Here is a 25,939-nt window from a genome sequence, read left to right on the forward strand (position 1 = left end):
CGATCATGGGAGGCGACTTTCGACAGGGGGCGCGACCAGAAGGGACGCAGCGCGTATTGGGTGGCGACGACGTCGGCCTTCGGCAGTATGTGCGGCGCATCTACAACTATATGGCCGGGGGCCTGGCGCTGACGGGCGCCGTTGCGTACCTCGGCGCGTCAACCGGGTTTTACCGGTCGATCGCCGGAACGCCCCTCTTCTGGGTGGTGCTGCTCGCACCGCTGGCGCTGGTCATGTTTCTGAGCTTGCGCATCGAGCACATCGGCTTCGGCGCGGCGCAGATCAGTTTCTGGGCCTACGCCGCGCTGGTCGGGCTCTCGCTTTCCGGCATCTTCCTCGTGTATACGGGCGAGAGCATTGCGCGCGTGTTCTTCATCAGCGCGGCCACGTTCGGCGCAACGAGCCTCTATGGCTACTCGACACGGGCCGATCTCTCGCGCTTCGGCTCCTTTCTGTTCATGGGGCTGATCGGCATCATCATCGCGGGGCTCGTGAATCTCTTCCTGGCTTCGTCGGCACTGCAGTTCGTCGTTTCCGTGATCGGCGTGCTCGTGTTCACGGGGCTCACCGCGTACGACACGCAACGCATCAAGCGTATCTACATCGCGGGTGAAGAGGGCGAGATCGCCGGCAAGAAGGCGATCATGGGGGCGCTTGCGCTCTATCTCGACTTTCTCAACCTGTTCCTGATGCTGATGCGGCTCTTCGGCAGCCGCCGCAGCTAGGCGAGCGATGGCGATGACGCTTGCACCGGCATCGACACAGCGCTGTGCCAGTGCGAGCCCCATCCCTAAGCTGCCACCGAAGATCATTGTTCCGGCGTGTGCGATTTTCATCGATTCCCATTTTTCACGGCGGTTTGGCCAGTGAATTCTCAGGTAAACGATGCGGAACAAAAACTATGGATTCCTGTATTTCACTGCTGGGGCATCTGGGACATATCGACGAAAATCACTTCCCAGATATGGCCATCGGGGTCTTCGAAGCTGCGTCCGTACATGAAGCCGAGATCTTGCTTGGCATTGACGTCCGCCGTGCCGCCGTGCGCGCCGGCGGCTTCGGTCATCCTGTCCACGCTTTCGCGATCGTCGGCGCTGAGCGCCAGCATCACCTCGCTTTCGCGCCGCGAGTCGGCGATGGGTTTCTTCGTGAAATGCGCCCATTTTTCACGCGTCATGAGCATCACGAAGATGGTGTCCGACAACACCATGCAGGAACTTGTGTCGTCGCTGAATTGCGGATTCTTGCCGGCGCCGATGGCGGTATAGAAGGCCGTCGCTTTTGTCAGGTCCTGAACGGGCAGGTTGATGAAGATTTGCCTGGACATCGATTTTTCTCCTTTCAAACAGGTTGAGATAAAAAGGCGTAGCGGCGCAAGGATCGACTTCTTCGCGTGCGCCTTGTCGTCACCGGCGCTCGAAATGCCAATGCCGTTCGATCATGGGTCGCAGCGCCCGATGTCGAGCACGCATCTCGTGCTCAGATGAGACGCAAGCCGCCATCGCATTCCACGACGATGCTGGTGGCACAGCCATTCCCGACGAGAAAGGCGATGACCTGCGCGCCATCGCCAGGCTGACCGACGCGCCCCACCGGCAATTCGCTTGAATGCGGTGCTAAGAAGGCCTGCCGGGCTTTGCTGGTCACGGTGTTCCACTACGGCGTATCCACCACACCGGGGGAGACTGCGTCGACCCGGGCCGCGGCCCGTTCGCGAGCATTCCTCGATGTTCGCGCTGCCCCGGTTGCAGCGGGTGGAGATAGCATGCATGCTAGGCCGACTATCACTCCAATCGTTTGTCATGATGACTTCCATCATTGAGAATGATCTTCGTCGATTCGATCTCAATTTGCTGCTGGTCTTCCATGCGCTCATGCAGGAGCGCCACGTCACGCGTGCGGCGGAGCGGCTGTTTCTTGGTCAGCCCGCGGTGAGCGGTGCGCTGAAACGACTGCGCGCCGCCTTTGGCGACGAGTTGTTCGTGCGCGGCCGCTCGGGAATGGAACCCACGCCTCGCGCGCTGGAACTTTCCCGGCAGATCGACGCGCTGCTGATCGGCCTTCACGAGACCATGCGGGTTGGCCAGCCGTTCGATGCCCGGGACGCCAATCGGACGTTCCGGGTCGGTGTTTCCGAGGCGATTGCGGTGACGCTGTTTCCTTCGTTGTTGAAATTGCTGGCCGCCGAGGCGCCGGGCGTGAAGCTCATCTCGCTGGATACGGACTGCCACCGTGTCTCCAGCATGTTTGAACGCAATGAGATCGAGGTCGCATTGGGGGTGTTCAACGAATGCGCTCAATGGCAACAGCAGCGCACGCTGCTGGATTGGCGCTTCGTCTGCCTCTACAACCCGGAGTTGATACGGACGCGAGGGGACACGTTGAGCTTGAGCGAGTTTCTGGCGCATCCGCATGCGCTCACCTCGTTCAAGGGAGAACTTCGAGGATTGATCGACGAACGGCTGGAGGCGCTGGGCAAGCAACGGCGCGTGATATTTTCCAATCCTCACTTTGCCACCCAGCCTTTCATCGCACGCGACAACCCCGTGCTGGTGACGGTGCCCGACTACATCGCCCGCACCTGGAGCCGTAGTCTTGGCCTGCACATCAGCCCGTTGCCGTTCGATACGCCGATCCATCAGGTCAGCGCGTTGTGGAAGACCGCGCATCAGGGCGACAGCGGCCTGCGCTGGCTCATCGGATTGATCGGGCAGGCGGCCCGAATGAGTTGAACCCGCGCACGGGAGAACCTTGGTTCGAAACGCGCACCGCGTGGCGGGACGGTCGCGACGCGCTCGGGTGTCGGATCGGTCGCCGGCGGCAGGCGCCCGGTCAGGTCGAAGCCATGCGTCGCGACATCTGATTCGAAGCGCTGCAGCGTCGGCGCGCGTTCTCGCGTGACGCGCATCGCGTCGTTCGCATGCATCGTCGAGTACATCGTGCCGCGCGTCGTCGCCTAGACCGCGCCGATCAGCTTCAGGGCGGAGATAGCCCGCCGACCGTCAACTGCCCGATGGCCCCGGCCGGCTGAAGCGCTGCTCGACCACCTCGGTTCCCCACTGCGTGCCCGCGGATTCGTGGGTCAGCGTGAAGCCGAACGACTCGTACAGATGGCGCGCCGAGTCCAGTCCCTTGAACGTCCACAGGCAGGTTTCGCGAAACCGCCGTGCGTCGACGAAGCGCATGGCTTCCGTCATGAGCCGGCGGCCGATGCCCGACCCGCGCAGCGCATCGTTCACGATGAACCAGCGCAGGTGCGCGACGCCCGTTGCCGGGTTGCCATCGATCGCGAGCGACGCGAGCGTGCGCCCGTCTTCCTGGCACAGCCAAAGCGCCTTGCCTTCAGCCGGCAGCGCACCGGCGAACTCGGCCAGCTCGGTCGCCACCCGCTTTTCGAAAAAGGCGCCGAAGCCCCAGTGTTCCGAATAAAAGCGCGCATGAAGGCCCGCGATATCGCCGATACAACCCGGTTGGTAGCCTTCGCGGATCGTTGGCGCGTCGAGCGCCGCGGCAGGCGCTTTGGCGGCGTTGTCCTGGGCGAGCGCATCGGCATACAGCGCGAGCGAGCGCAGCAGTGCCTGCTGGTCGGCGGGCACCATGCGGCGCAGCGCATTCGACACCTGATCCGTCGCGAACGCGTCGATTCGTTTCTGGAGCTTTTTTCCGTCGGCGGTCAGGTACAGCTCGCTCGCTCGCGCATCGTCGCTCGACACGCGCCGCTCCACGACGCCGGCAGCCTCCAGCCGCGCGAGTTGCCGGCTCGTGTTCGATTTGTCCAGCCGCAGGAGGTTGCCCAGGTCGCGGGCGTTGATGCCGGGCGCCATCCCGATCTCGAGGATCGCGTGGACGGCCGAGGGCGCCCAGTCGCTGTCGGCCAGCGTCGCGCGCATGAAGCCGAGCTCGCGAACCAGTTTGCGGGAGAACTCGCGCAGCTCGAGGATGGTCGCTTCGCGAGGCTTGGCGGGAGCGTCGATGAGGTCCATGGTTGGCCCGGGAAGGTTGCGGATCGCAATCAATAATAGTTGCGGGTCGCAACTTGATCAAGGTGGATCTTCATTGGGGGCGGGTCATCCCCGGGGCCGCGTTTCCGGAGGCCGAAGTCGGCGTGAGCCGAGACGGCGGTGAGTGGTACTGGTGCCGATGGCGGCGTGCCACGAACCGGACGCATACTGGGTGCATCCGGACGGCCTGCGATGCGAACGCGGGCGTCGGCCGATCATCGATCCGCGGCTGCGGACAACGGAGCTCACCATGAACCATCTGAAGCCGATGACGATTGCGTTGCTTGCCGGATGCGGCATCAGCGCCGGCGCGGTCCACGCCGCCGGCAGCATGGATGCGCCGCCTTGCAGCGCGGCGCAAGCGGCGGATCAGGGCGGGGTCGCCGCGATGCCGGGCACGTCGGTCCGCAGCTTCTCGACCGCCGGCTGTTCGGGCGCGGTGTTGCAGGGCGAGCGGGCCACCGCGATGGTCAACGGCGACCGGGTCGAGCTGCGGAACGGCACCGTCTACGTGAACGGTCGTTCGTACGGCGCGGTGACGCCCGCGCAGACGGTCGAATACGAAGCCGCGCACGACCGGCGCACGCTGAGGGTCGACGGGAAAGTCCGTACGCCGGTGCGCTGATTACACGCTCAGGGGCGCGGCAATCGCGCCGCGCTTACTCGACCAGCGTCAGCTGGCCGTCGCTGAGCCGCACCTCGCGCCCGATCCACGCGGCATCGACGCGCGGCAGCACGGCCGACGGCTTGCGCAGTTCGCGCAGCAGCGTCGCGCCGTGCGACAGCCGGCCGCCCATGCGCGCGATCACGGCGCGCGCCGCCTGGTACTGCGCGTGCCGGCCCGGGTCGAGCGTGTCTTCTAGCAGGATGTCGAGGCCGAGCACACCTTGAGTGTGGCCCGGATAGATCATGAAGCCGGCCGCCTCGTCGACGCCTTCGCTGCCGTCCTGCCAGAAGCTGCCGTTGCGTTCGCGGCGATCGGGATGGGGCGCGAACCACACGTCGCGGTCGGCGGCCGGCATCGCATGATGCAGGCGGAAGAACACGCGCATCAGGTTGTCGCGATACCACTCGCGTACCTGTAGATACCAGCCGCGCATGCCGGGCGCGCCGAGTGCGTGGAGCACGCGGATGGGCAGCGGCCAGTCGGGAAATGGCTGTAGCGGCAGGTCGGTGGGCGCAGGCCGCGCGGTGCCCGGATCGGTTTCCCACGGCAGTCGATGCGGGCTGTCGTCGAGCTGGCCGTATGCGGTCGGCGGACGCCCCCACAGTGCGCCGCCGCTGCTGGCCAGCGATGACGCGATGCACAGGTTGCCCTGCACGACGAACACGTAGAAGCGCGTGAACCAGTCGGCCAGTTGCCGGCCGTCGGCGCGCCGCTCGACGAGCGTCGCGAGCTCCTGGTCGAAGCGCTGCAAGCCGCGCTCGAGCGTCGGCAGATGCCCGCGTGCGACGCGCAGCATGCGCCAAAACACCGGCAGCGAACGCAGCAGCCGCAGCGGACGCCAGCGCAGCGGCGGCGTCGCGCCGCCGATCTCGCCGCTGTAGTTGCCGGCCGAGACGCCCCAGTCGGCGAGACGGGCGAGGAACAGGTCGTTGTTGATGTACGACGCGCCGCCATAGAGCGCGGTGAATGGTTCGTTATCCTGCAGTACGCGTGCATCCCAGCGCGCCATGATGGCCGGGATGCTGCCGGCCGCGCGTCGTTGCGCGTACTCGACCAGCCGGCTCGGCTGCGGCGGCAGGATCTCGGCGATGTTCGCGGCGGTCAGGTGGCGATGCCAGCCGTAGCGGCTGATCGGACGGTACTGCAGCAGCCACAGCTGCTGGCCGTCCCACGCCCATTCGACATCGCCCGGCACGTAGTGGAACGCGCGCAGCACGCGCTGCAGGAAGGTCCACAGCTGCGTCGCGCTCAGGCCGTGCGCGGCCGGGAACGTGCCGCGCTGCCAGGGCTCGCCGAGCCGCGACAGGATCGCGCGTTGCGGGCTGGCCTGTCCGTCGGCGAGCGTTTCGAGGTGGCCTTCCACCCATTCGACTTCGACGGCCAGATGCCGCACGAACGCGATGCCCGACAGCACGGGCGTGATGAAGCGCTGCACGACCGTTTCCTCGAGGCCGCTCTCGAGCAACTCGGCCACGCGTGCGGCCGCCTGCGCGGCAGGGACGCGCAGGAACGTCGTATGCAGGCCGGCGTTGGCCGCGTCGGCCTGATCTTCACCGTGGCTCGACGAGCGGATCGCCCACTCGGCGTCCGGCTGGCTCGCGAGAAAGCCGGGCAGGCGGGGATCGTCGGCGCGGGTCAGCGACAGCGCGGGCGGCACGGGCAGGCCGGCCATCGCGGCGAGCGCGAGGCGCCCGCCTTTGGTGTGCGCGACGAAGCCGGCATCGCCCGCTTCGAGCCATTGCACGAATGCCGCCGGCGCGTCGATCCACGGATAGTGTCCCCAGCCGGCCTGCAGCGTGACGGTGAGGTCGGCACGCGCGAGGATGGCCGACCACGCGGCGGCCTGGCGCACCCCGAGCACGTTGTCCTGGTCGCCCCACACGAGTTCGACGCGATCGGTGACCCACTCGAGCAGCGGCAGCGCGGTATCGGCGCGCACGAGATCCCAGTGCGGCAGGAACGCGCGGCAGCGCGCATAGCCGGCACCCATGCGGCGGTACTGCGCGTGTGTCCAGGTCAGGTTCGAGAATTTGCGGGCGAACAGCGCCGGGTAGTGCGCGAGCAGCCAGTGGATCGTCTTGCGCAGCGGTTTCGGCGCCATCAGTTTCGGCAGGCGCCGTTCCCACAGAAATGCGCCGACGGGCGCGAGCAGCACGCTGCGGCTGAAGTGGCCGGGGCGTCGCTGCAATGCGTGCAGCACCAGCAGCGCATTCACGCCGACCGCCATGATCGCGTGGCCCGGCTCGGTCGCGTCCAGCAGCGCTTGCGCATACGCGGCGAGATCCTCGCAGGGCGGCGCGGGGTTGTCGCCGAAGCCCGGGAGTTCCAGCGGCACGGGCCGGGAATGCCGGAAGTGGGGCAGCGCATCGTCCCACCAGTCGGCCGCGCTGCCGTTGCCGGCAAGGAGGTACAGGATCGGTTTGCTCATGAATGCTTCGTCGGCGGGCGATGTCGCGGTGGCGCCCGCCCGGTCGGGGCGGTGCCGTCGGCGGATGCCACGGGTCTTGTTCGTGTTGTCTTGTTCGCGTTGCGCCGGTGCGAGTGGAATGGAAGGGCGGCCCGCTCGGCTTGATGCTTGATTGTCGCGGGCATTCTACGCGAGTCGATTCGAGGCGATCTTCATTCCGGGTTGGGGAATTTTCGATAAATGATCGATACGCATGACCGGATGTCGATCAACCGAAATACGTCGAGGCCGGCGAATGATCCGGATCGAAATGCGCACTTCGCGTCGACAGGGAAAGTAGAATCGGGACGCCGGAATTCATCGCACCGGATTCGAGGAATGAAAATGAAAAAACGCTGGATCGCGGGCGCATTGCTTGCGCTCGTCGCAAGCGGTACATGGGCGGAGAACTGGGTCACGCTTGGCCCGGGTCCGGCTATCGCGCTCTATGTCGACCCCGCTTCCGTCGAGCGACACCCGCTCAATTCGTGGGTGACGGTCAGGATCGTCTACGCCGAGCCGCGCCGTTATTCGGTGCCGTTTCCGGTGAAGAGTCTCGTTTCCATTTGGTCATTCGACTGCGCGAACAAGACCTGGGCGATGGGCAAGACCCGCATGACTGGAACTCAACCGGGCCAGGTTCATGTTTCTCGTGAAGACGCGGATGACTACGACTACGTGCAGCGAGACTCCATTCAGACGCTGGTCATGAATTACGTGTGCGGAGCATCCTGATACCGGCAACGCAGCCGGATTGCCATCGTTCGTCGGGAGCGCTTACCGTGGGTTGTCCAGACGGGCGCCCGTTGCGCTTCACGCGTCGGAGTCCGTGCCGGCGCGCGGCGTGCGCCCGGTCCAGCGCCGATACGCATGGCGGAAACTGCGCGGCTCGCTGTAGCCGAGACGTTCCGCGATGGCCGCGACCGTCAGTTCAGGGTCGTCGAGCATCCGCTGCGCCTCGTCGCGGCGCACGTCGTCGAGCAGCGCCTGAAACGTGAGGCCGTCCTTGTCGAGCCGCCGGCGCAGCGTGCGCTCCGTCAGGTGCAGCGCGTTCGCGAGCGACGTCATCGACTTGAAGCGCGCGAGGTCGCGCGCCATCAGCTCCTTCGCGCGATCGGCGAAGCGCGTGCCGACCGACGCGGCCCACTGCCGTTCGAGCGCCTCGCACTGGCCATGCAACGCATTGAAGCTGACTTCGTTCGCGAGAAGCGGCATCTCCGTGCCGTTCACCGACGTGAACACGAGGCGGTTGTCGCTCGCGTTGAACGCGACCTTGCAGCCGAAGTGGCGCGTGTAGTCGGCCGCATTGCGCGGTGTGCGGCGCGCGAGCTGCACCTGCGCGGGCCAGACGGGCTTGCCGACGAGATCGGACACGATCAGGCGCAGGCTGGACAGGCACATGTCGACCTGGAACACCTCGAGATCGGGCTCGCCGTTGTAACGGCTGATCGTCACGCTCATGCCGTCCGGATGCGCATCGATACGCACGTCGAAATACAGCCCCATGAACAGCGGAAACTGGCTCATGCACCGGAATGCCTGCATCACGGAGCCGCTGATCAGCATCGCGTAGCCGGCGAGGCCGAGCGTCGACACGTGCAGGCGCGCGCCGATCGACAGCCCGATCGACGGCACGCCGCTGCGTTGCAGCAGGTTGCGGAAGCAGCGCTGCTCCTGGCCGCGATTCACGTGCAGGTTCGGCGACGCGACTTCGTCGGCGCCGAGCCCCGTGCCTTCGAGCAGCGCGGCGCCGTCGATATGCCGCACGCGGCACTCGTCCAGCGCGACCGCGATCGCGTGGACGGTGGCGGGAATGTCCTCCTGGCGCCCGGCCGGGCGCGCGAGCCCGAGCGACGAGCGCAGGCTGCGCTCGGCCCGGCTCGGGTTGGGATGGGAGCGGCTGTTCATGGTGCTGACGGGGCGACGGGGTCGCGTAGAACATAGCCGGAATGTCCGCAAAACGCCAGTGCGGCACCGCGTCATGCATGACTCGCCGGCGCGACGCGCGGCGCTGTGTCCGCCAATATCCCCTGATTACGTCCGCTTTTCTCATTCGTGGCCGATTTTTTGGCGCACCACACTTTCTTCCAGCCGTGCGCTGCCGGCCGCGCCGGGCGAACGAGTGTTGAAGCCGTGAACGCCACCCACGTGAGGACAGCATGGACAACGACAGCCCAGGTCGATACGCATCAGCCGCCGCGACGCATGACTTCGGCGCGCACGCCATGCGAGGCGACGCGGACGAACGCCGCCAGCCCCGTCCGATCGGGCTCGCGACGCTGGTGATCTTCGGCCTTGCGTACATGTTGCCGATGACGGTGTTCACGACCTACGGGCTCGTCACGAGCGAGACGAACGGGCACCTGACGGCCGCGTACGCGCTCACGCTGGTCGCCATGCTGTTCACCGCGCGCAGCTACGGCCACATGGCGCGGCTGATGCCGAGCGCCGGGTCCGCCTATACGTTCGCCAGCCGAAACTTCGGTACGTCGGCCGGCTTCATGGTCGGCTGGGCGTTGCTGATGGACTACCTGTTCATCCCGATGATCAGCTACCTCGCGATCGGAATCTACATGAAGCAGATTTTCCCTGGCGTGCCGGCCGGCGTGTGGATCGTCGGCAGCATCGTGCTGATCACCGGGCTGAACATCGTCGGCATCCGGCTCGTCAATCGCGTGAATCTGATCCTGATCGCGAGCCAGCTCGTGTTCATCGCGATCTTCTTCGTCGCTTCCGCGCGGGTCGCGGCGGGCGAAGGGCTGTCGATGGCCGTCGCGCTGCCGTCGTCGGGCGACGCGCATGCGATTTTCGCCGGGTCCGCGATCCTGTGCCTGTCGTTCCTCGGATTCGATGCGGTCACCACGCTGTCGGAGGAAACACGCGAGCCGACGCGCACGGTGCCGCGCGCGATCCTGCTCTGCACGCTGGCGAGCGGCGTGCTGTTCATGCTGGTCGCCTACGTCGGGCAAGTGGTGTTTCCCGACTGGCGCGCATTCAAGGATCTCGATTCGGCCAGCCTCGAACTGATGCGGCGCATCGGCGGCGGCTCGCTTTCGGCGTTCTTCGTCGCGGTGTACGTGGCCGGCTGTTTCGCGAGCGCGATGGCCGGGCAGGCGAGCGTGACGCGCGTGCTGTTCGCGATGGGGCGCGACCGGGTGCTGTCCGAACGCGTATTCGGCCATCTGCATGCGCGGCTGCGCACGCCGGTGCGCGCGACGCTCGCGGTCGGCATCGTGTCGCTGTCCGCGCTGTTCATCACGCTCGACCTCGCGTCGACGATGATCAGCTTCGGTGCGCTCGTCGCGTTCGCGGTCGTGAACCTGTGCGTGATGCGCAGCTATCTGTGCCGCGCGGAGCATCGCCGCTTCGCGGGCTGGATCACGTTCGGCGTGATGCCGGCGATCGGCTTCGCGATGAACGTGTGGCTCTGGTCGGGCCTGTCGCGCCAGACGTTCTACGTCGGCATCGGCTGGCTCGTGCTCGGCCTCTGCCAGCTCGTGTGGCTGACGCGCGGCTTCACGCGCCCGGCGCCGACGCTGTCGATGAATTGAATGACCGGTGGCCGACTGCCGGCCGCCGGCTCTGAAACCCTGAAGGAGGAATCATCCATGAACGCTGTCGACGTCAATTCCGATGCGGACCTGCAGGCCATCGGCAAACGCCACCTGCTGATGCATTTCACGCACGCCGATGCGTATCGCGACCACGCGCTGACCGTGTTCGACCGCGGCGAAGGCTGCTGGCTCGTCGACCGCAACGGCAAGCGCTACTTCGACGGGCTGGCCGGGCTGTATTGCGTGCAGGTCGGCTACAGCCACGGCGCGGAAATCGGCGACGCGATCCGCGAGCAGATGGTGCGGCTGCCGTTCGCGACCAACTGGGGCTATGGCCACGAACCGGCGATCCGTCTCGCGCACAAGCTCGCGGCGCTCGCGCCGGAAGGCCTGAATCGCGTGTTCTTCACGTCGAGCGGGTCGGAGTCGAACGAAGCGGCGATCAAGCTGGTGCGCCAGTACCACCAGGCGCGCGGCGAGCCGCAGCGGCGCAAGTTCATCGCGCGGCGCGTCGCGTATCACGGCACGTCGTTCGGCGCGCTCGCGCTGAACGGGATGACGAATTTCCGCAAGCATTTCGAGCCGCTGATGTCGGGCGTGCGGCATGTGGGCAACACGAAGCGCTACGGGCGCCCGACGGGCGAGACGGAAGCGCAGTTCACGCGCCACCTGCTCGACGAGATCGAATCGCTGATCGTGCAGGAGGGGCCGGATACCGTCGCCGCGATCGTCGTCGAGCCGTTGCAGAATGCGGGCGGCAGCCTGACGCCGCCGGTCGGCTATACCGCCGGGCTGCGCGACATCTGCGACCGGCACGGGGTGCTGCTCGTCGCAGACGAAGTCATCTGCGGGTTCGGGCGGCTCGGCGAATATTTCGGCTCCGCGCGCTACGGGTTGAAGCCGGACATCATCACGTTCGCAAAAGGCATCGCGTCGGGCTACGTGCCGCTCGGCGGCGTGATCGCGAGCGATGCGGTGGTCGACACGGTGCTCGACGGCCCGCAGCAGATGTTCCTGCACGGCGCGACGTACGGCGGCCACCCGGTCGCGTGCACGGCCGCGCTCGCGAACCTCGCGATCATGGCGCGCGAAGGCGTGCTCGAGAACGTCCGCGACAACGAAGCGGTGTTCCGCCAGACGCTCGACGGCCTGCTCGAACTGCCGTGCGTCGGCGACGTGCGCGGCGACGGCTATCACTACTCGCTCGAACTCGTGACCGACAAGGCCGCGCGCCGCTGGGCGGCCGGCATCGGTGCGCAGGCGTTCGTGTCGACGCTGCTCGCGCCCGCGATCTTCGACGCAGGACTGCTGTGTCGCGCGGGCGTCGATCACGAAGGCACGCCGATCGTGCAATTCTCGCCGCCGCTCGTGATGTCGCGTGACGAGATCGTGTGGTTCGTCGCGAAGATCCGCGACATCCTCGTCGACACCTATGCACGGGCGACGCGCTGAGCGCGGCGTCCTTCATTTCGGGAGCATGCGATGCGAACTTCACAACAGTCCTATATCGACGGCCGGTGGCTCGATCCGGCCGATGCGCAGTCGATCGACGTGATCGACCCGAGCACCGCGCGGCCGTATGCGCAGCTCAGGATCGGCGGCGCGGCCGACGTCGATCGCGCGGTCGGCGCGGCGAAGCAGGTGTTCGACACGTATTCGCGCTGGCCGGTGGACGAACGCGTCGCGCTGCTGCGGCGCGTGCTCGAGATCTATCAGCGCCGCTACGAGGAGGTCGCGCAGACGATCAGCCAGGAGATGGGCGCGCCGATCGCGTTCGCGCGCTCAGCGCAGGCCGCGGTCGGCACCGCGCACCTCGAGCAGACGATCCGCGCGCTGCAGTCGTTCCGTTTCAGCACGCAGACCGATGCGCTGCTGGTGTCGCACGAGCCGATCGGCGTGTGCGCGCTGATCACACCGTGGAACTGGCCGATCAACCAGATCGTGTGCAAGGTCGCGCCGGCGCTCGCGGCCGGCTGCACGATGGTGCTCAAGCCGAGCGAGATCGCGCCGTTCAGCGCGATCCTGTTCGCGGAGATCCTGCACAAAGCCGGCGTGCCGCCCGGCGTGTTCAACCTCGTGCACGGCTACGGGCATGAGGTGGGCGACGCGCTGTCGCGGCATCCGGACGTCGACATGGTGTCGTTCACGGGGTCGACGCGCGCGGGTGTCGAGGTCGCGAAGGCGGCCGCCGATACCGTGAAGCGCGTGCACCAGGAACTCGGCAGCAAGAGCCCGAACCTGATCCTGCCCGACGCCGATATCGAGGAGGCGGTCACGCGCGGCGTGCGCAGCTGCTTCAGCAACAGCGGACAGTCGTGCAATGCGCCGACGCGCATGCTGGTGCATGTCGACCATCTCGCGCAGGCCGAGCAGGCGGCGCGGCGGGAAGCGGAACGCACGGTCGTCGGCGATCCGCGTTCGACGGAAACCGGCATCGGGCCGGTGGTCAGCCGCACGCAGTTCGACCGCATCCAGCACTTCATCCGGCTCGGAATCGAAGAAGGCGCGACGCTCGTCGCCGGCGGCCCCGGGCGGCCGGACGGGCTCGGCGACGGCTTCTACGTGCGGCCGACGGTGTTCTCGAACGTCACGCCGGACATGACGATCGCGCGCGAGGAAATCTTCGGGCCGGTGCTCGCGATCATGACCTACCGCACCGAGGACGAGGCCGTCGCGCTCGCGAACGATTCGGTCTACGGGCTCGCGGGCTACGTGCAGTCGAAGGATCTCGAACGCGCACGCCGGATCGCGGCGCGGCTGCGGGTCGGCAATGTCCACATCAACTACCCGCCATGGAACCCGGCCGCGCCGTTCGGCGGCTACAAGCGCTCGGGCAACGGCCGCGAGTACGCGGAGTTCGGCCTCGTCGAGTATCTGGAGACGAAGGGCACGACGGGGTACGCTTGAGCGACGCGCGGATGCGCTGACCGGGCGGCGGCGTCCTGCGGGAAAGGGCGCCGCACCGCTGTTCATCGATGGATCGATTGGGAGGAATTCGACGATGCAGATGACGGAGATGACGGAGACGACCGAACGCATGCGCGGCGCGGTGGCGCGCGCGGTGGGCCGCGTGCGATGAAGATCCTGATCGCCCGGATGAACCACGAGACCAACACGTTCTCGCCGGTGCCGACGCCGCTCGCCGCGTTCGGCCGCACCGGCCCCGACTGGGGCGACGACGCGTACCGCGCGAATCGCGGGATGCGCACCGCGATGGCTGCGTTCATCGATGCGGCCGAGCGTGAGGGCGCTGAAATCGTGACGCCGGTGTCGGCGGCCGCGAACCCGAGCGGGCCCGTCGCGGCCGACGCGTATGCGGCGATCTGCGACGCGATCGTCGCGGCCGCGCCCGGCTGCGATGCGGTGATGCTCGACCTGCACGGCGCGATGGTCGCCGAGCAGAGCGTGGACGGCGAGGGCGACCTGCTCGCGCGCGTGCGCGCGGCGCTGCCCGGCGCACCGATCGCGGTCGCGCTCGACCTGCACGCGAACGTCACGCAGAAGATGATCGATCACGCGGACGTGATCGTCAGTTTCAAGACCTACCCGCACGTCGACATGGTCGAGACCGGCGAGCATGCGGCACGCGTGCTGCTCGACCGGCTGCACGGCCGCGCGCGGGCCGTGCTCGCGTGGCGGCAGCCGCCGCTGCTGACGTCGACGCTGCGCAGCGCAAGCGCGGAAGGCGCGATGCGGCGCGCGGTGGAGGCCGCGCGCGCGGCCGAGGCCGACGGGATGCTCGCCGTCTCGGTGCTGCCCGGCTTTTCGCTCGCGGACATTCCCGCGCCGTGCATCAGCGTCGTCGTGGTGGCCGATGGCGACCGGGCCGCCGCCGACGCGGTGGCTGAGCGCATCGCACGGCAGATCTGGGATGAGCGCGACGATTTCGTCTATCGCAGTGCGCCGCTCGCCGAATCGGTTGCGCAGGCTGCGGCGCTCGCGCGCGGCGCGGATCGCCCCGTGCTGATGCTCGATCACGGCGACAACTGCATGTCGGGCGGCCCGTGCGACACGATGGACCTGCTCGAGGCCGCGCTCGCGCACGGCCTCGACGGCATCGTCAGCGGGCCGCTGTGCGACCCGCAGGCCGTCGCGGCGCTGATCGACGCGGGGGTCGGCGCGAGCGTCACGGTACCGGTCGGCAACCGCCTGCCGTCGCACGGCGGCGTGCGGCGCGAGCCGTTCCGCGCGACCGGCATCGTGCGCGCGCTCACCGACGGCGAATACGTGATCACGGGGCCGACTTACACGGGCCAGCGCGCGTACATGGGCCGCACGGCCGTGCTCGATATCGGCGCGGCCACGCTGGTCATCAGCGAGCGTACGCAGGAGCCCTGGGATCTCGGCGTGTTCGAGAGCGTCGGTGTCGATCCGCGCCGCGCGCGCTTCCTGCTGCTGAAGTCGCGGATGTATTGCCGGCCGGTGTTCGTGCCGATCGCGGCCGCGCTGGTCGAGTGCGACAGCCGCGGCGTGACGGGTTCCGACTACGGGCTGTTCCGCTACGAGCGGCTCGCGCGGCCCGTGTATCCGCTCGACGATGTCGACGCGTGGCCGTCGTCCGGCGCACAGCGGACGCAGCGGACGGATTGACGGAAACGAACCGGGCGCGGGACGCCGGATTGGCCGGCTTTCGGGCATCATGCGGTGGCGTCGACCCGTCGAGCAGCTGGGTCGGCCCATTCATTGCGTCCGCAACCGATCCGGAGAACCGACCGCCATGCATTCGAATCCTTTCCGCCCGCGCAGCGCGCGCCTGCTCGCCGCGCTGACCCTCGCCACGACGGCCGTTGCCGCCCATGCCGCCGATTGGATCGTGTCCGGCAACGACGGCAAGTACCAGCGCGTCGAGGGCCGCGACACCTATCTGGCCGCGCCGCCCGCGGACACGCTGACGCTGCTCGACGCCAGCACGTTCCCGCCGAAGGTCGCGCTGCAGGTCGATGTCGAGAACGGCATCCAGGGGCCGCCCCAGGCGGTCGCGATCACGCCCGACGCGAAGCTCGCGCTCGTCGGCGCGCCGACGCGCTACGACACGGTCGCGAAGCAGCTCGTGTTCGACACGTTCCTGCAAGTCGTGAATCTCGACGCCGCGCCGCCGTCGATCGCGCGCATCGAGCTCGGCACGCATCCGCAAGGGATCGCGATCGACCGCTCGGGCAAGCTCGCGCTGGTCGCGAACGTCGACGGCAGCGTGTCGATCCTGCGCATCGACGGCACGAACGTGACGCTCGACGGCAACCTGAAGATCGGCAAGAAGCGGCTGGCCGGGATCAGCTTCACCCATGACGGCAAGCATGCGCTCGTGTCGCTGCGCGACGAGCAGGGCATCGCGGTGCTGAACGTCGACGACGGCAAGGTGACCGACAGCGGGTCGCGCCTGAGCACCGGCGTCGCGCCTTACACGATCGACGTGTCGAGCGACAACCGCTGGGCCGTCGTCAGCAACGTCGGGCTCGCGGGGCTGCCGGGCTATACGGGCACGCTGGCGGGCGACGCCGATTCGGTCGCGCTGATCGACGTGTCGCGCGTGCCGTTCCGCACGGTCCAGTACCTGACGGTGCCGTCGCTGCCGGAGGGCGTCGCGATCTCGCCGAACGGGAAGTGGATCGCCGTGCAGGCGATGGACGGCTCGAACCTGACGCCCGACAATCCGGGCCGCCACAAGATCGGCAAGGTGCTGCTGTTCGAGATCCGCAACGGGCAGGCCGTGAAGGTGAGCGAGCTGCCCGGCGGCGAAGCCGCGCAGGGCATCGTGTTCACCGCCGACAGCCGGCACGTGATCGTGCAGTTCAACGTCGAGCGGCAACTCGCGCTCTATTCGGTCGAAGGCGGCAAGCTGCACGATACGGGCAAGCGGATCGCGCTGACGGGCGGGCCGTCTTCGTTGCGCACGTTGCCGCGCTGACGCGCACGGCATCGACTCGTTCGGTTTCGTTAGTTCATGCGGCGCCCGGATTCGCCGGGCGCCCGTCCGTGCCCCTTCCATGAGCCGCCGTTGCAACGTAACAAATGGCGGGAGTTTGCACCCCAAGCCGCTTGACGCCGGATTGGTTGGTTAAACGAATCAACGCGGATGCCGGTTGCGCCGGCAACGTGAGCCTGGGCGCAATGGCGCCGTTCGGGAGGTTGAATGTCGGGCCGAACACGCCGCGCTACGACTTCAACGGCTCGGGCGGCTACCTGTCGTCGGGCGGGACGGGCGGCGCGATCGACTGCTTCAGCGTGACGCTGAACAACGGGCCGCCGTTCGCAGGCTGCTGACGGTGGCGTGTGCCGCGTGATGCCGCGCCAGCAGGCGCGGGAGCCAGCCGGTGAAACGCCGCGTGAATGCGCGCGGCGCTCGTTGCTTGCCGGCGGGCCGGCAAGCCGTTACGGCTTGAGATACCTGTCGAGCCAGCGCGGTGTCGCCGCACGATCGAAGACGACGTGCAACTCGGAGCTGAACGCGCCGTATTCGAGCCCGTGGCGTTGGGCGAGCAGCGTCAGTGATTGCGTGGTGTGAAACGAGATGTGCCCGTTGCGCGGCGCGCAGTACCACCACTGATCGATGCCGCGTTCGATGATGTCGCGGTCGATCAGCGACGTCTGGAACAGCAATGCGCCGTCGGGCTTCCGGTAGCGCTCGATCTGGTCGAAGAGATCCAGCGGCGCCGGATGATGCTCGAACACTTCGAACGACAGGATCGTATCGAACCGGCCTTCGGGCGGAACCGGGTGCGAGAACGGGTCGTACGAGGTGACGTCCGCGAAGCCGCGCGACGACAGCTTCCGTTCCAGCAAGCCCAGCCCCGAGCCGAAGTCGAGAATCCGGCCTTCGCGCATTTCCGGAAAACTGCCGCAGATCAGGTCGGCGTGCTGTTGCGGACGGGTCTCGAGATAATCGGGGTCGTGGCGCGCATAGTCGGCGTTGTACACATGCTGCGCGAAATCGTCGTGCGTCCAGTCGTCGAACGCGGGCGCCCACGTGAAGCCGCATTGCTCGCAGGCGTAGTAGTAGATCGGGATGCCGGCATACGGGTCGACTTTCTTGCCGGCCATGACATCGGCGCCGCAGCGCGAAAAATCGACCAGGCCGCAGATGCGCGCCTGGGCCGAACACACTTTGCAGGCGAGGGCCGTTGGATGGCGGTTCAGGTCGTGATTCAAGTTCCTGTCTCCCGTTCGCCGGCGAGGCGTGCGCGTGATGGATGGTGCGGGAGAGGCTATCACAGTCGAGTCGGCCGTCGCGGCTGCGCAGGGCGAGCCGCCACGCGCGCTTACGGACGCAGCAGGTCGAATCCGCCGAAGACGACGACACCGCTCAACACGATCATCGCGACGGAGTGCTGGCCGAAGTAGAGAATCGCGGCGGCAAGCCACGTCGTGATGCAGAAGGCGCCGATGCGGGCCATCGTGTGTTCCTCGAATGCGTGATGAAGTGAGTGCGCGCCGAACGGCGTTCGCCGCTCGAATCGGCGCGCGGGGCATGCCGGCGGACGGAAAAGCCGACCGCGAAGCCGCGACCGCGGCGCCAACGCGCGTGGCGCGCCGAACCCGGAAGGACGGGAGCCGAGGCCGGCGGCGTCGCGCGCGAGCCCGGCGGCGGTCGGCGCGCGAATCCGGGGCGGCAAACCGGCGATTTTACCAGCGCCGCCGTGTCGCCAATCTGGCCCTTTCGCGGCGAAAACGCGGCGATCTTCGGCCAATCCCGTCCGGCCCCGAGACTCAAGTTTCGTGTGACGAATGCCGTAAACGAGTTGGAAGGCAGCTTCTGCCTCCGTCACGATTCGTTTACCGACCCAACCGACTTACGGACCGACACGATGCAAATCGATTTCTCCACGACCACGCGCGCCCCGCTGGCGGACGGCGGCCTGACCGCGAATACGTCGTCGGGCGCCGCGGCGACCCACTCGGCCGCGGCCGCCGCAACGTCGTCCACCGACGGCGCGACGAATACCACCGGTGCGACCAGCACGACAGGCGCCACCGGCACGCAGGGTTCGACCGGCGCCACCGGCGGAACGCTCGGCGCATCGGGCGGATCGTCGGACAGCCCGGCGGTCGCCCAACTGAAAGCGTTGATCGACCGGCTGCAGAAACAGCTGGCCACGATCGAGCGCCAGATGGCGAGCGCGGCGCAGCGCGCGAAGGACGATCCGGCCGCGGCGGTCGAACAGCAGTCGCTGAGCGCGGAAGCCGGCGCGATCTCGGGCGCGCTCGCGACCGCGGTCTCGCAACTGGCGGCGGCGATCGAGAAAGCGGGCGGCTCGACGGCAGGCGGGCTGGTGTCGACGCAGGCCTGACCGGCTGCGGCCGCGGCCCGCGCCACGACCGGCCCTGTTCCGCTGCTTCGCGCGGCACCGCAAGGACGACGCGGAACCGTGCGCGACGCCGGACCGGGTCGACGCATTCGCAGCGGCGGTCGGCGAAACGATGCGCACGCAACCGATTACAGCGCGCAGGATCTCGCGGCGATCGCCGTGCCGGTCACGATCGTGCCGGGCGAGCACGATGAATTCATCCGGCCCGACCGTGGGCCCGCGCGTTCGCCGCCCGGGGTTCATACCATCGCGTTGTCGCTGCCCGGAATCTCGTGCGCCTTGATCTGCTTTCGGTGCAGCTTGTACAACAGCTTGCCGAGCATGCCGTCCTCGTGGCACGCGCGCGTCATGTTGAGCACGTATGCGTCGTCGGGTGCGACGGCCTGTGCCCCCATGACCCAGCGCACGCTTTCGCGGTAGTTGTCGTGCGACTTGTCGCGGCCGTCGCAGAGGAAACCCGATAACGCGGCCATCGCCGCCGGATGACCGACCTCGGCGTGCCGTCGCAGTTCGTCGATGTAGCGATGGCGGGAATGCGCGCCGTCGCGGGCGAAGCCGAATGCGCCCGCGCGGTGTCCGTAGCCGCGCAGGACCATGGCCGCCGTGCACGCGCGCGTCGGGATGCCCGTTCGATCGCGCCGCGTACCGGCGTATGCGGATCTGACAAGACTTATCTCTTTTTCAGCGATTTTCGACGCGGTGCGATTCGGCCGTCGGATTGAATGCTGTTAACACCGACAGGTTGTTCCGGGAAACCGGCGAGCGTTCCCGGAATGGCGTCCGGTAACGCAAGGCTTCGGGTATCTCATTAGTTTTTCTTTAGGCTCGCGCAACATATCGTCGATTGTCCGCCGCGTGCCGACAGGGGATAGTCCTGCTTCGGCAGGCCGGCCACTGCGATTGCCGCGTGGCGCGGCCGGATCCGTTGTCCACACAACCATCAGAAATCAAGGGAACCGCAACCATGCGATTCAACGCGACACGCTTCGCCGCGACCCTGCTCGTCGCCGCATGCGCCGCCGCCACGGCCGGCCGCGCGGCCGCCGCCACGCAGGACGATCTCCACGACACCGTCACCCGCCACATCGCGCCGCTGATGAAGCAGTATGCGATTCCCGGCATGGCGGTCGGCATCGTCGCCGACGGCAAGCCCTACGTGTTCGACTACGGCGTGATGTCGACGCAAACCGGCAAGCCCGTCACGGGCGATACGCTGTTCGAAATCGGCTCCGTCAGCAAGACACTGACCGCGACACTCGCGGCCGACGCGCAGGAGGGCGGCGAACTGTCGCTCACCGACCCGGCTGCCAAGTACCTGCCCGCGCTGCAGGGCAAGCCGTTCGGTGTCCTGACGCTGCTGCAGCTCGGCACGCACACGTCCGGCGGCATGCCGGTGCAGGTGCCGGACAGCATCCGCGACGACGCAGGCCTGATCCGCTATCTCGACGCGTGGCGGCCCGCGCATGCGCCGGGTACGTACCGGACCTATTCGAACGTGTCGGTCGGCATGCTCGGGTGGCTTACCGCGAAGGCGATGCACAAGGATTTCGCGGCGCTGATGGAGCAGCGGCTCTTTCCCGCGCTCTGCATGACGCACACGTACATCAACGTGCCGGAAGCACGCCAGGCCGACTATGCGCAGGGCTATACGCAGGACGGCAAGCCCATCCGGATGACGGGCGGCATGCTGTGGCAGCCGGCGTACGGCGTGCGGACCACGGCGGCCGATTTGCTGCGCTTCGTGCAGGCGAACATGGGGCTGACCGGAACCGCGCCGCGCCTGCAGCGCGCGCTCGAACGCACGCATACCGGCTATTTCCGCGCGGGGCCGCTGACGCAGGACCTGATCTGGGAACAGTATCCGTATCCGGTCGCGCTGCCGACGCTGCTCGAAGGCAACTCGATGAAGATGCTGCGCGACGGGTTGCCGGCCGCCGCGATCAAGCCGCCGCTCGCGCCGAGCGCGGATACGTGGATCAACAAGACGGGCTCGACCAACGGCTTCAGTACCTATGTCGCGTTCGTCCCGTCGAAGCGGATCGCGATCGTGATGCTCGCGAACCGCAGCTATCCGAACGAGGACCGCGTGAAGGCCGCGTACGGGATCCTCGCGGCGCTCGACGGCAGGCGGTAACGTTTCCACCGACGAGCCGGCCGTTCCACCTGGCCGGCTCTCCCCAAAAAAACCGATACCTGTATCGGCACGCTTCTGCAAAACGAAATACGTGCATCGCATCCCCTGAGCAGAATCCGGGCAGATCTCCGGGCGTGTCCGGATAGTCCAGTCAGGGGGGAACATGCGGAAGACCACTCTCGCGCGGCTGCTGTGCGGGCTGACCTTGGTCGGCGCGCTCGGCGCGTGCGGCGGCAACATGGATGGAACGGGCGCGGCAGGCGCGTCGGCGAACGCGGCCGGCGGGTCCGGCGGCACCGATAACGGCACGGGCAACGGCGGCAACCCGCCGGGCCAGCAGGTCGCGAACCGCGCGCTCGTGATCGAGATCGACGGCGTCACCTATGCGGCGCTGCAGGCCGGCATCGCGGGCGGCACGCTGCCGAATCTCGCGAAGCTGCACGCCGCGCCCGCGTACAGCGGCGGCGTCAACGGCCTGCTGTCGCAGCAGCCGAACCTCGACACGCCGAGCTGGGCCACGCTGCTCACCGGCGCGTGGGGCAACCGTCACCAGGTGCTGTCCGACGCACCGAACCAGGCGCTGCAGGCGCCGACCGCCTTCGACACGCTGAAGACCGCGAACGCGGGCCTGCTCGGCGCGGCCGTCGGGTCGCCGGCGCTCGCGTCGCTGCTGACCGCCGGGCGCAACGCGGGCAGCCTCGACACGCTCGCGAACTGCGCGGCGGTCGACAGCTGCGTCACGCAGCAAGGCGCCGCGATGATCCAGCAGGGCTACTCGCTCGTCGTCGCGCAGTACCACTCGGCGCAGGATGCCGCGCTGAACTACGGCCTCGGCGCGTCGGCGTACGCGAACACGCTGCATCAGCTCGACGCGGCCGTCGGCGCGCTCGTCGCCGAAACCGCGAAACGCAACAACGAGAACTGGCTGGTCGTCGTGACCGGCGGCCACGGCCTGAACGCGGCCGGCGGCAGCGACGGCCTGCCGCTGCTGTCCGAATCGACGACCTTCATCGCGATGAACCAGGCCGACAACGGGCGGCTGGGCAGCGCCGCGCAGCCGGCGTCGCTGGCCGACCTGCACACGCGCGCCAGCATCGCCGATATCGCGCCGACCGTGCTCGCGCAGCTCGGCGCGCTGCCCGCACCGTCCGCGTATGAAATGGACGGCGGCGAACTGATCGGCACGCAGCCGGTGTCGCAGCTCGCCGGCGCGACGAGTGCCGATGGCCATGGCGTCGTGCTGACGTGGGCCGCGCCCGCGAGCGGTGCGATCGCGGTGTACCGCGCGGGCCAGCCGATCGCGACGCTGCCGGCCGGCACGATGACCTATACCGACAGCAATCTCGGCCTGACCGCGGCCGGCACCTACAGCGTCGACTACGTGGTGACGGCGGGCGGCGCACCGGTCGGCAGCATCGCGCAGATCGCGTACGTGCCGCCGCCCCCGCCGCCGCCGCCGCTCGCGGCGACGCTGAAGAACGGTCTTGCGTCGTACTATCCGTTCGGTGCGCTGCCGGCCGTCGATGCACTGAGCGCGACGACGATGGGCCCGTTTTCGGCCGCCGCGAACGGCGGCTCGCTCACCGCCGATCCGTTCGGCGGGCAGGCGCTGCAGGTGACGACGCAGACCGTCGACACGAACGGCTACGACGGCTACAAGCTCGTGCAGAACGCCGATATCGCGACGCAGGCGCAGTTCACGATCGGCATGTGGCTGAAGACGCCGTGTACCGACGTGGTCGGCTTCGGCACGCCGGTGTTCGCGAACAAGAACTGGCAGAGCGGCAAGAACGCGGGCCTCGCGATCGGGCTGTTCCCGCAGGCATCGGGCGCGCCGTCGGGCACCTGCAACATCCAGTACAACGCGGGCGACGGCAGCACCCGCAACGACCTGAAGACGATGAGCGTGACGGCGAACCAGTGGGTGTATGCGGCGTTCGTGATCGACACGGTCGGCAAGACGATGACCGCCTACACGTTCGACCCGGTGCTCGGCGAGCAGAAGCAGAGCACGCCGCTCACGGTGTCGGTGGCCGCGCTGCCGGGCCTCGGCACGAAGACGTTCGGCGTGAACGAGGACGGCACGGGCCAGTACCACATGCTCGCGTGCGGGTACCCTGCGAGCCACTACAGCGGCGGCTACACGGTCAACGCGTGCACGACGGTCAAGCCGAACGTCGAGAGCTTCTCCGACGTCGCGATGTGGAACCGCGTCGTGACCGAAGCCGAACTGCAGTCGATCGCGGGCTCGGGCAAGCCGCTGTCGACGATCCTTCACTGACGGAGTGCCGACATGAACCTGACGAACCTGCGCCGCGTGCGCGTCGCGCTCGCCGCCTGTGTGCTGAGCGCGCTGGTCGCCGGCTGTGGCGGCGACGATTCGGGCGGCACGGCCGCCAGTGTCGCGAAGGCGAATGCCGCGCCGGCAGGCGCGGGCGGCGCGAGCGCCCCCGTGCCGATCGTCGTGGCGCCGGGCGCCGGCCCGTGCCCCGCGTCGGGCACGGCCGCGCTGCAATCGCCGTCGCTGAACTCGCAGCTGCGCTGCGCGCCGTGACGCGCGCGGCTTTCCGGGACGACCTACCTTCTCGACCATGACTTCCATCGACCGCCGTTCGTTTCTCCGTGCCGCCGCCGCCGGCACGGCCTTCTCGATGTTCCCGCCGGCGATCCGGCGCGCACTGGCGATTCCGGCCAACAACCAGACCGGCACGATCAACGACGTGCAGCACATCGTGATCTTCATGCAGGAAAACCGCTCGTTCGACCACTACTTCGGCACGATGCCCGGCGTGCGCGGCTTCGGCGATCGCGTGACGATCCCGCAGCCGGGCGGGTCGCCCGTGTGGCAGCAGAGCGACGGCAAGCGCCCGGTGCTGCCGTTCTACCTCGACAGCACGAAGGGCAATGCGCTGCTCGTCGGCGGCACGCACTCGTGGACCGATTCGCACTCGGCGTGGGACAACGGCCGGATGACCGCGTGGCCCGCGTCGAAGGGCGACGCGTCGATGGGCTACCTGCGGCAGTCCGACCTGCCGTTCCATTTCGCGCTGGCGAACGCGTTCACGCTGTGCGATGCGTATCACTGCTCGCTGCACGGCGGCACCAACTCGAACCGGATTTTCCTGTGGACCGGCACGAACGGCCCGACGGCATCGTCGAACGTGGCCGTCGTGAACAACGACGGCTGGGACGGCCTCGGTTCGTCGAAGACGGGCCTGACCTGGACGACCTACCCGGAGCGCCTCCAGGCGGCCGGCGTGAGCTGGAAGGTCTACCAGAACATGCCGGACAACTACACGGACAACCCGCTCGCGGGTTTCGCGGCGTTCCGCAAGGTCAACGAGACGGTGCCGGGTTCGCCGAATGCGCCCTATACGCCGGCGATGGAAGCGCTGTCGCCGCTGTACAAGGGGATCGGCAACACGATGCCCGACGGCGGCTTCCTGCAGTCGCTCGCCGACGACATCGCGGCGAACCGGATGCCGCAGGTGAGCTGGATCGTGTCGCCCACGGCGTACTGCGAGCATCCGGGTGCATCGACGCCGGGGCAGGGCGCGTACTACCTGCAGCGCCTGCTCGACACGCTGACCGCGAACCCCGACGTGTGGAGCAAGACCGTGCTCATCGTGAACTACGACGAGAACGACTGCTTCTTCGATCACATGCCGCCGCCGAACGCGCCGTCGCGCAACGCGGACGGCACGTATGCGGGCAAGTCGACCGTGACCACGCAGTACGAGTACTTCACCGTGCCGAACCCGCCCGGCGATGCGTCGCCGCTCGCGCCGGACGGCCGCCCGTACGGGCCAGGCCCGCGCGTGCCGATGTTCGTGGTGTCGCCGTGGAGCACGGGCGGCTGGGTCAACTCCGAGGTGTTCGACCATACGTCGGTGCTGCGCTTCATCGAGAAGCGCTTCGGCGTGCAGGAGCCGAACATCAGCCCGTGGCGTCGCGCGGTGTGCGGCGACCTGACGTCGGCCTTCAACTTCAAGAACCCGAACGGCAACCCGACGACGTCGCTCCCGGCGCCGACCAAGGCCGCGGCCGATGCGCAGCACGTGCAGCAAAGCCTGCTAGGCGCGGTGCCGGTGCCGTCGGTCGGCACGCAGCAGATGCCGACGCAGCCGGCCGGTACGCGCGCGTCGCGTGCGCTGCCGTACGAACTGCACACGAGCGCGAGCGCCGATGTGTCGGGCGGGCTGGTGTGGCTCACGTTCAGCAATACCGGCACGGCCGGTGCGGTGTTCCATGTGTACGACAAGCTGCATCTCGATCGCGTGCCGCGCCGCTATACGGTCGAAGCGGGCAAGCAGTTGTCGGATTCGTGGCGCGCGGTGGCCGACGATGCGGGCAACTACGACCTGTGGGTGCTCGGGCCGAACGGCTTCCTGCGCGAATTCCAGGGCAACGTCGCGAAGGCCGCGAGCGGGCCCGTGCCGGAAATCCGCGTGTGCTACGACCCGGCGAACGACGCCGTGTACCTGACGATCATGAACGTCGGCAACGCGGCGAGCCAGGTCACGGTCACGTCGAACGCGTACCGCACCGACGGCCCGTGGTACTACGCGGTGCCGGCCGGGATGCAGGTCGAGCCGTACTGGACGCTCGCCGCGTCGAGCGGCTGGTACGACTTCACGTTGACGGCCGAGAACGGTCTCATGCGCCGCTTCGCGGGCCGCGTCGAGACCGGCAAGGACAGCATCAGCGATCCGGCGATGGGCGTGTCCAGCTGACCGGCGCCGGCCGCGCGGCCGGCGTCGCATCACCGGTTGCCGCCGGCGCGCCGACCCGCGCCGGCGGCTTTTTGTGCGCGGCCTCGATTCGACGGGGCCGC

The 25,939-nt window shown here is 67.9% G+C and carries 23 protein-coding genes and 1 pseudogene; 16 read left to right on the forward strand and 8 right to left on the reverse strand.

The features are described 5' to 3' along the window. Positions 1-5: 5 nt before the first annotated feature. Positions 6-725 carry a Bax inhibitor-1/YccA family protein gene (locus HWX39_RS16665; RefSeq protein WP_175969099.1) on the forward strand — a complete coding sequence of 240 codons (720 nt, stop codon included), beginning with the start codon at positions 6-8 and terminating at the stop codon, positions 723-725. A gap of 191 nt (positions 726-916) precedes the next feature. On the opposite strand, the gene HWX39_RS16670 is transcribed toward HWX39_RS16665, so the two are convergent. Beyond that, positions 917-1,327 carry a VOC family protein gene (locus HWX39_RS16670; protein WP_175969100.1) on the reverse strand — a complete coding sequence of 137 codons (411 nt, stop codon included), beginning with the start codon at positions 1,325-1,327 and terminating at the stop codon, positions 917-919. A 152-nt stretch (positions 1,328-1,479) separates the two neighbouring features. Then, positions 1,480-1,647, reverse strand: coding sequence for a hypothetical protein (locus HWX39_RS16675; RefSeq protein WP_175969101.1), 168 nt, complete (start codon positions 1,645-1,647; stop codon positions 1,480-1,482). A gap of 155 nt (positions 1,648-1,802) precedes the next feature. Between HWX39_RS16675 and HWX39_RS16680 the strand changes: the two genes are divergently transcribed. Beyond that, the gene (locus tag HWX39_RS16680; RefSeq protein WP_244135025.1) at positions 1,803-2,732 is read left to right on the forward strand and encodes a LysR family transcriptional regulator; all 930 of its coding nucleotides are present in this window, start codon (positions 1,803-1,805) and stop codon (positions 2,730-2,732) included. 270 nt (positions 2,733-3,002) lie between these two features. On the opposite strand, the gene HWX39_RS16685 is transcribed toward HWX39_RS16680, so the two are convergent. After that, complete coding sequence (locus HWX39_RS16685) at positions 3,003-3,983, reverse strand: helix-turn-helix domain-containing GNAT family N-acetyltransferase (RefSeq protein WP_175969385.1); 981 nt, start codon at positions 3,981-3,983, stop codon at positions 3,003-3,005. 268 nt (positions 3,984-4,251) lie between these two features. Here HWX39_RS16685 and HWX39_RS16690 point away from each other — a divergent pair, with 268 nt between their 5' ends. Further along, positions 4,252-4,626 carry a sugar ABC transporter ATPase gene (locus tag HWX39_RS16690; RefSeq protein ID WP_175969102.1) on the forward strand — a complete coding sequence of 125 codons (375 nt, stop codon included), beginning with the start codon at positions 4,252-4,254 and terminating at the stop codon, positions 4,624-4,626. 34 nt (positions 4,627-4,660) lie between these two features. On the opposite strand, the gene HWX39_RS16695 is transcribed toward HWX39_RS16690, so the two are convergent. Further along, positions 4,661-7,096: a PEP-utilizing enzyme gene (locus tag HWX39_RS16695; protein WP_175969103.1), complete on the reverse strand. Its 2,436-nt coding sequence runs from the start codon at positions 7,094-7,096 to the stop codon at positions 4,661-4,663. A 357-nt stretch (positions 7,097-7,453) separates the two neighbouring features. On the opposite strand from HWX39_RS16695, the gene HWX39_RS16700 reads away from it, so the two are divergent. Beyond that, entirely contained in the window at positions 7,454-7,849 is a 396-nt protein-coding gene (locus HWX39_RS16700) for a surface-adhesin E family protein (RefSeq protein ID WP_175969104.1), read from the forward strand. A 78-nt stretch (positions 7,850-7,927) separates the two neighbouring features. Here HWX39_RS16700 and HWX39_RS16705 read toward each other — a convergent pair whose 3' ends face one another. Then, a complete protein-coding gene (locus HWX39_RS16705; RefSeq protein WP_175969105.1) occupies positions 7,928-9,022 on the reverse strand; it encodes an AraC family transcriptional regulator in 1,095 nt (364 codons plus the stop codon). Positions 9,023-9,273: 251 nt separating this feature from the next. Here HWX39_RS16705 and HWX39_RS16710 point away from each other — a divergent pair, with 251 nt between their 5' ends. The 6 genes from HWX39_RS16710 (at position 9,274) to HWX39_RS16735 (ending at position 16,929) form a co-directional block, all read left to right on the forward strand. Beyond that, complete coding sequence (locus HWX39_RS16710) at positions 9,274-10,665, forward strand: APC family permease (protein WP_175969106.1); 1,392 nt, start codon at positions 9,274-9,276, stop codon at positions 10,663-10,665. A gap of 57 nt (positions 10,666-10,722) precedes the next feature. Further along, positions 10,723-12,120 carry an aspartate aminotransferase family protein gene (locus tag HWX39_RS16715; protein ID WP_175969107.1) on the forward strand — a complete coding sequence of 466 codons (1,398 nt, stop codon included), beginning with the start codon at positions 10,723-10,725 and terminating at the stop codon, positions 12,118-12,120. 30 nt (positions 12,121-12,150) lie between these two features. Beyond that, positions 12,151-13,575 carry an aldehyde dehydrogenase family protein gene (locus tag HWX39_RS16720; protein ID WP_175969108.1) on the forward strand — a complete coding sequence of 475 codons (1,425 nt, stop codon included), beginning with the start codon at positions 12,151-12,153 and terminating at the stop codon, positions 13,573-13,575. A gap of 168 nt (positions 13,576-13,743) precedes the next feature. Then, on the forward strand, positions 13,744-15,258 hold the full coding sequence (locus tag HWX39_RS16725) for a M81 family metallopeptidase (RefSeq protein ID WP_175969109.1): 1,515 nt from the start codon (positions 13,744-13,746) through the stop codon (positions 15,256-15,258). A gap of 127 nt (positions 15,259-15,385) precedes the next feature. After that, the gene (locus HWX39_RS16730; protein ID WP_175969110.1) at positions 15,386-16,573 is read left to right on the forward strand and encodes a beta-propeller fold lactonase family protein; all 1,188 of its coding nucleotides are present in this window, start codon (positions 15,386-15,388) and stop codon (positions 16,571-16,573) included. A gap of 146 nt (positions 16,574-16,719) precedes the next feature. Beyond that, complete coding sequence (locus HWX39_RS16735; RefSeq protein ID WP_175969111.1) at positions 16,720-16,929, forward strand: hypothetical protein; 210 nt, start codon at positions 16,720-16,722, stop codon at positions 16,927-16,929. Between the two features lie 108 nt (positions 16,930-17,037). On the opposite strand, the gene HWX39_RS16740 is transcribed toward HWX39_RS16735, so the two are convergent. After that, complete coding sequence (locus HWX39_RS16740; RefSeq protein ID WP_244135026.1) at positions 17,038-17,706, reverse strand: class I SAM-dependent methyltransferase; 669 nt, start codon at positions 17,704-17,706, stop codon at positions 17,038-17,040. A gap of 218 nt (positions 17,707-17,924) precedes the next feature. Next, the gene (locus tag HWX39_RS36660; protein WP_006767081.1) at positions 17,925-18,059 is read right to left on the reverse strand and encodes a hypothetical protein; all 135 of its coding nucleotides are present in this window, start codon (positions 18,057-18,059) and stop codon (positions 17,925-17,927) included. Between the two features lie 411 nt (positions 18,060-18,470). Between HWX39_RS36660 and HWX39_RS16745 the strand changes: the two genes are divergently transcribed. Further along, complete coding sequence (locus tag HWX39_RS16745; protein WP_175969386.1) at positions 18,471-18,953, forward strand: hypothetical protein; 483 nt, start codon at positions 18,471-18,473, stop codon at positions 18,951-18,953. Between the two features lie 28 nt (positions 18,954-18,981). Further along, a pseudogene (locus HWX39_RS36285) lies at positions 18,982-19,244 on the forward strand (alpha/beta hydrolase); the annotation flags it as partial. Here HWX39_RS36285 and HWX39_RS16750 read toward each other — a convergent pair. Next, the gene (locus HWX39_RS16750) at positions 19,211-19,567 is read right to left on the reverse strand and encodes a hypothetical protein (RefSeq protein WP_244135027.1); all 357 of its coding nucleotides are present in this window, start codon (positions 19,565-19,567) and stop codon (positions 19,211-19,213) included. The pseudogene HWX39_RS36285 and the gene HWX39_RS16750 overlap by 34 nt on opposite strands. A 368-nt stretch (positions 19,568-19,935) precedes the next feature. On the opposite strand from HWX39_RS16750, the gene ampC reads away from it, so the two are divergent. The 4 genes from ampC (at position 19,936) to HWX39_RS16770 (ending at position 25,838) form a co-directional block, all read left to right on the forward strand. Then, on the forward strand, positions 19,936-21,105 hold the full coding sequence (gene ampC, locus HWX39_RS16755) for a class C beta-lactamase (RefSeq protein WP_175969113.1): 1,170 nt from the start codon (positions 19,936-19,938) through the stop codon (positions 21,103-21,105). Positions 21,106-21,268: 163 nt separating this feature from the next. Next, positions 21,269-23,386, forward strand: coding sequence for a hypothetical protein (locus tag HWX39_RS16760; protein ID WP_175969114.1), 2,118 nt, complete (start codon positions 21,269-21,271; stop codon positions 23,384-23,386). Between the two features lie 12 nt (positions 23,387-23,398). Next, positions 23,399-23,659, forward strand: coding sequence for a hypothetical protein (locus tag HWX39_RS16765; RefSeq protein ID WP_175969115.1), 261 nt, complete (start codon positions 23,399-23,401; stop codon positions 23,657-23,659). Between the two features lie 37 nt (positions 23,660-23,696). Then, positions 23,697-25,838: a phospholipase C, phosphocholine-specific gene (locus HWX39_RS16770; RefSeq protein ID WP_175969116.1), complete on the forward strand. Its 2,142-nt coding sequence runs from the start codon at positions 23,697-23,699 to the stop codon at positions 25,836-25,838. Positions 25,839-25,939: the final 101 nt, after the last annotated feature.

Origin of the sequence: Burkholderia sp. BCC0322 (genome assembly GCF_902833045.1) — a bacterium.
GTDB lineage: Bacteria > Pseudomonadota > Gammaproteobacteria > Burkholderiales > Burkholderiaceae > Burkholderia.

Coding starts and splice junctions, on each gene's coding strand:
- HWX39_RS16680 (WP_244135025.1), top strand. CDS start 1,803: ATGATGACTTCCATCATTGAGAATGATCTTCGTCGATTCGATCTCAAT.
- HWX39_RS16760 (WP_175969114.1), top strand. CDS start 21,269: ATGCGGAAGACCACTCTCGCGCGGCTGCTGTGCGGGCTGACCTTGGTC.
- HWX39_RS16690 (WP_175969102.1), top strand. CDS start 4,252: ATGAACCATCTGAAGCCGATGACGATTGCGTTGCTTGCCGGATGCGGC.
- HWX39_RS16665 (WP_175969099.1), top strand. CDS start 6: ATGGGAGGCGACTTTCGACAGGGGGCGCGACCAGAAGGGACGCAGCGC.
- HWX39_RS16700 (WP_175969104.1), top strand. CDS start 7,454: ATGAAAATGAAAAAACGCTGGATCGCGGGCGCATTGCTTGCGCTCGTC.
- HWX39_RS16705 (WP_175969105.1), bottom strand. CDS start 9,022: ATGAACAGCCGCTCCCATCCCAACCCGAGCCGGGCCGAGCGCAGCCTG.
- HWX39_RS16710 (WP_175969106.1), top strand. CDS start 9,274: ATGGACAACGACAGCCCAGGTCGATACGCATCAGCCGCCGCGACGCAT.
- HWX39_RS36660 (WP_006767081.1), bottom strand. CDS start 18,059: ATGGCCCGCATCGGCGCCTTCTGCATCACGACGTGGCTTGCCGCCGCG.
- HWX39_RS16685 (WP_175969385.1), bottom strand. CDS start 3,983: ATGGACCTCATCGACGCTCCCGCCAAGCCTCGCGAAGCGACCATCCTC.
- HWX39_RS16695 (WP_175969103.1), bottom strand. CDS start 7,096: ATGAGCAAACCGATCCTGTACCTCCTTGCCGGCAACGGCAGCGCGGCC.
- HWX39_RS16740 (WP_244135026.1), bottom strand. CDS start 17,706: ATGGCCGGCAAGAAAGTCGACCCGTATGCCGGCATCCCGATCTACTAC.
- HWX39_RS16770 (WP_175969116.1), top strand. CDS start 23,697: ATGACTTCCATCGACCGCCGTTCGTTTCTCCGTGCCGCCGCCGCCGGC.
- HWX39_RS16730 (WP_175969110.1), top strand. CDS start 15,386: ATGCATTCGAATCCTTTCCGCCCGCGCAGCGCGCGCCTGCTCGCCGCG.
- ampC (WP_175969113.1), top strand. CDS start 19,936: ATGCGATTCAACGCGACACGCTTCGCCGCGACCCTGCTCGTCGCCGCA.
- HWX39_RS16750 (WP_244135027.1), bottom strand. CDS start 19,567: ATGGTCCTGCGCGGCTACGGACACCGCGCGGGCGCATTCGGCTTCGCC.
- HWX39_RS16745 (WP_175969386.1), top strand. CDS start 18,471: ATGCAAATCGATTTCTCCACGACCACGCGCGCCCCGCTGGCGGACGGC.
- HWX39_RS16715 (WP_175969107.1), top strand. CDS start 10,723: ATGAACGCTGTCGACGTCAATTCCGATGCGGACCTGCAGGCCATCGGC.
- HWX39_RS16720 (WP_175969108.1), top strand. CDS start 12,151: ATGCGAACTTCACAACAGTCCTATATCGACGGCCGGTGGCTCGATCCG.
- HWX39_RS16725 (WP_175969109.1), top strand. CDS start 13,744: ATGAAGATCCTGATCGCCCGGATGAACCACGAGACCAACACGTTCTCG.
- HWX39_RS16670 (WP_175969100.1), bottom strand. CDS start 1,327: ATGTCCAGGCAAATCTTCATCAACCTGCCCGTTCAGGACCTGACAAAA.
- HWX39_RS16765 (WP_175969115.1), top strand. CDS start 23,399: ATGAACCTGACGAACCTGCGCCGCGTGCGCGTCGCGCTCGCCGCCTGT.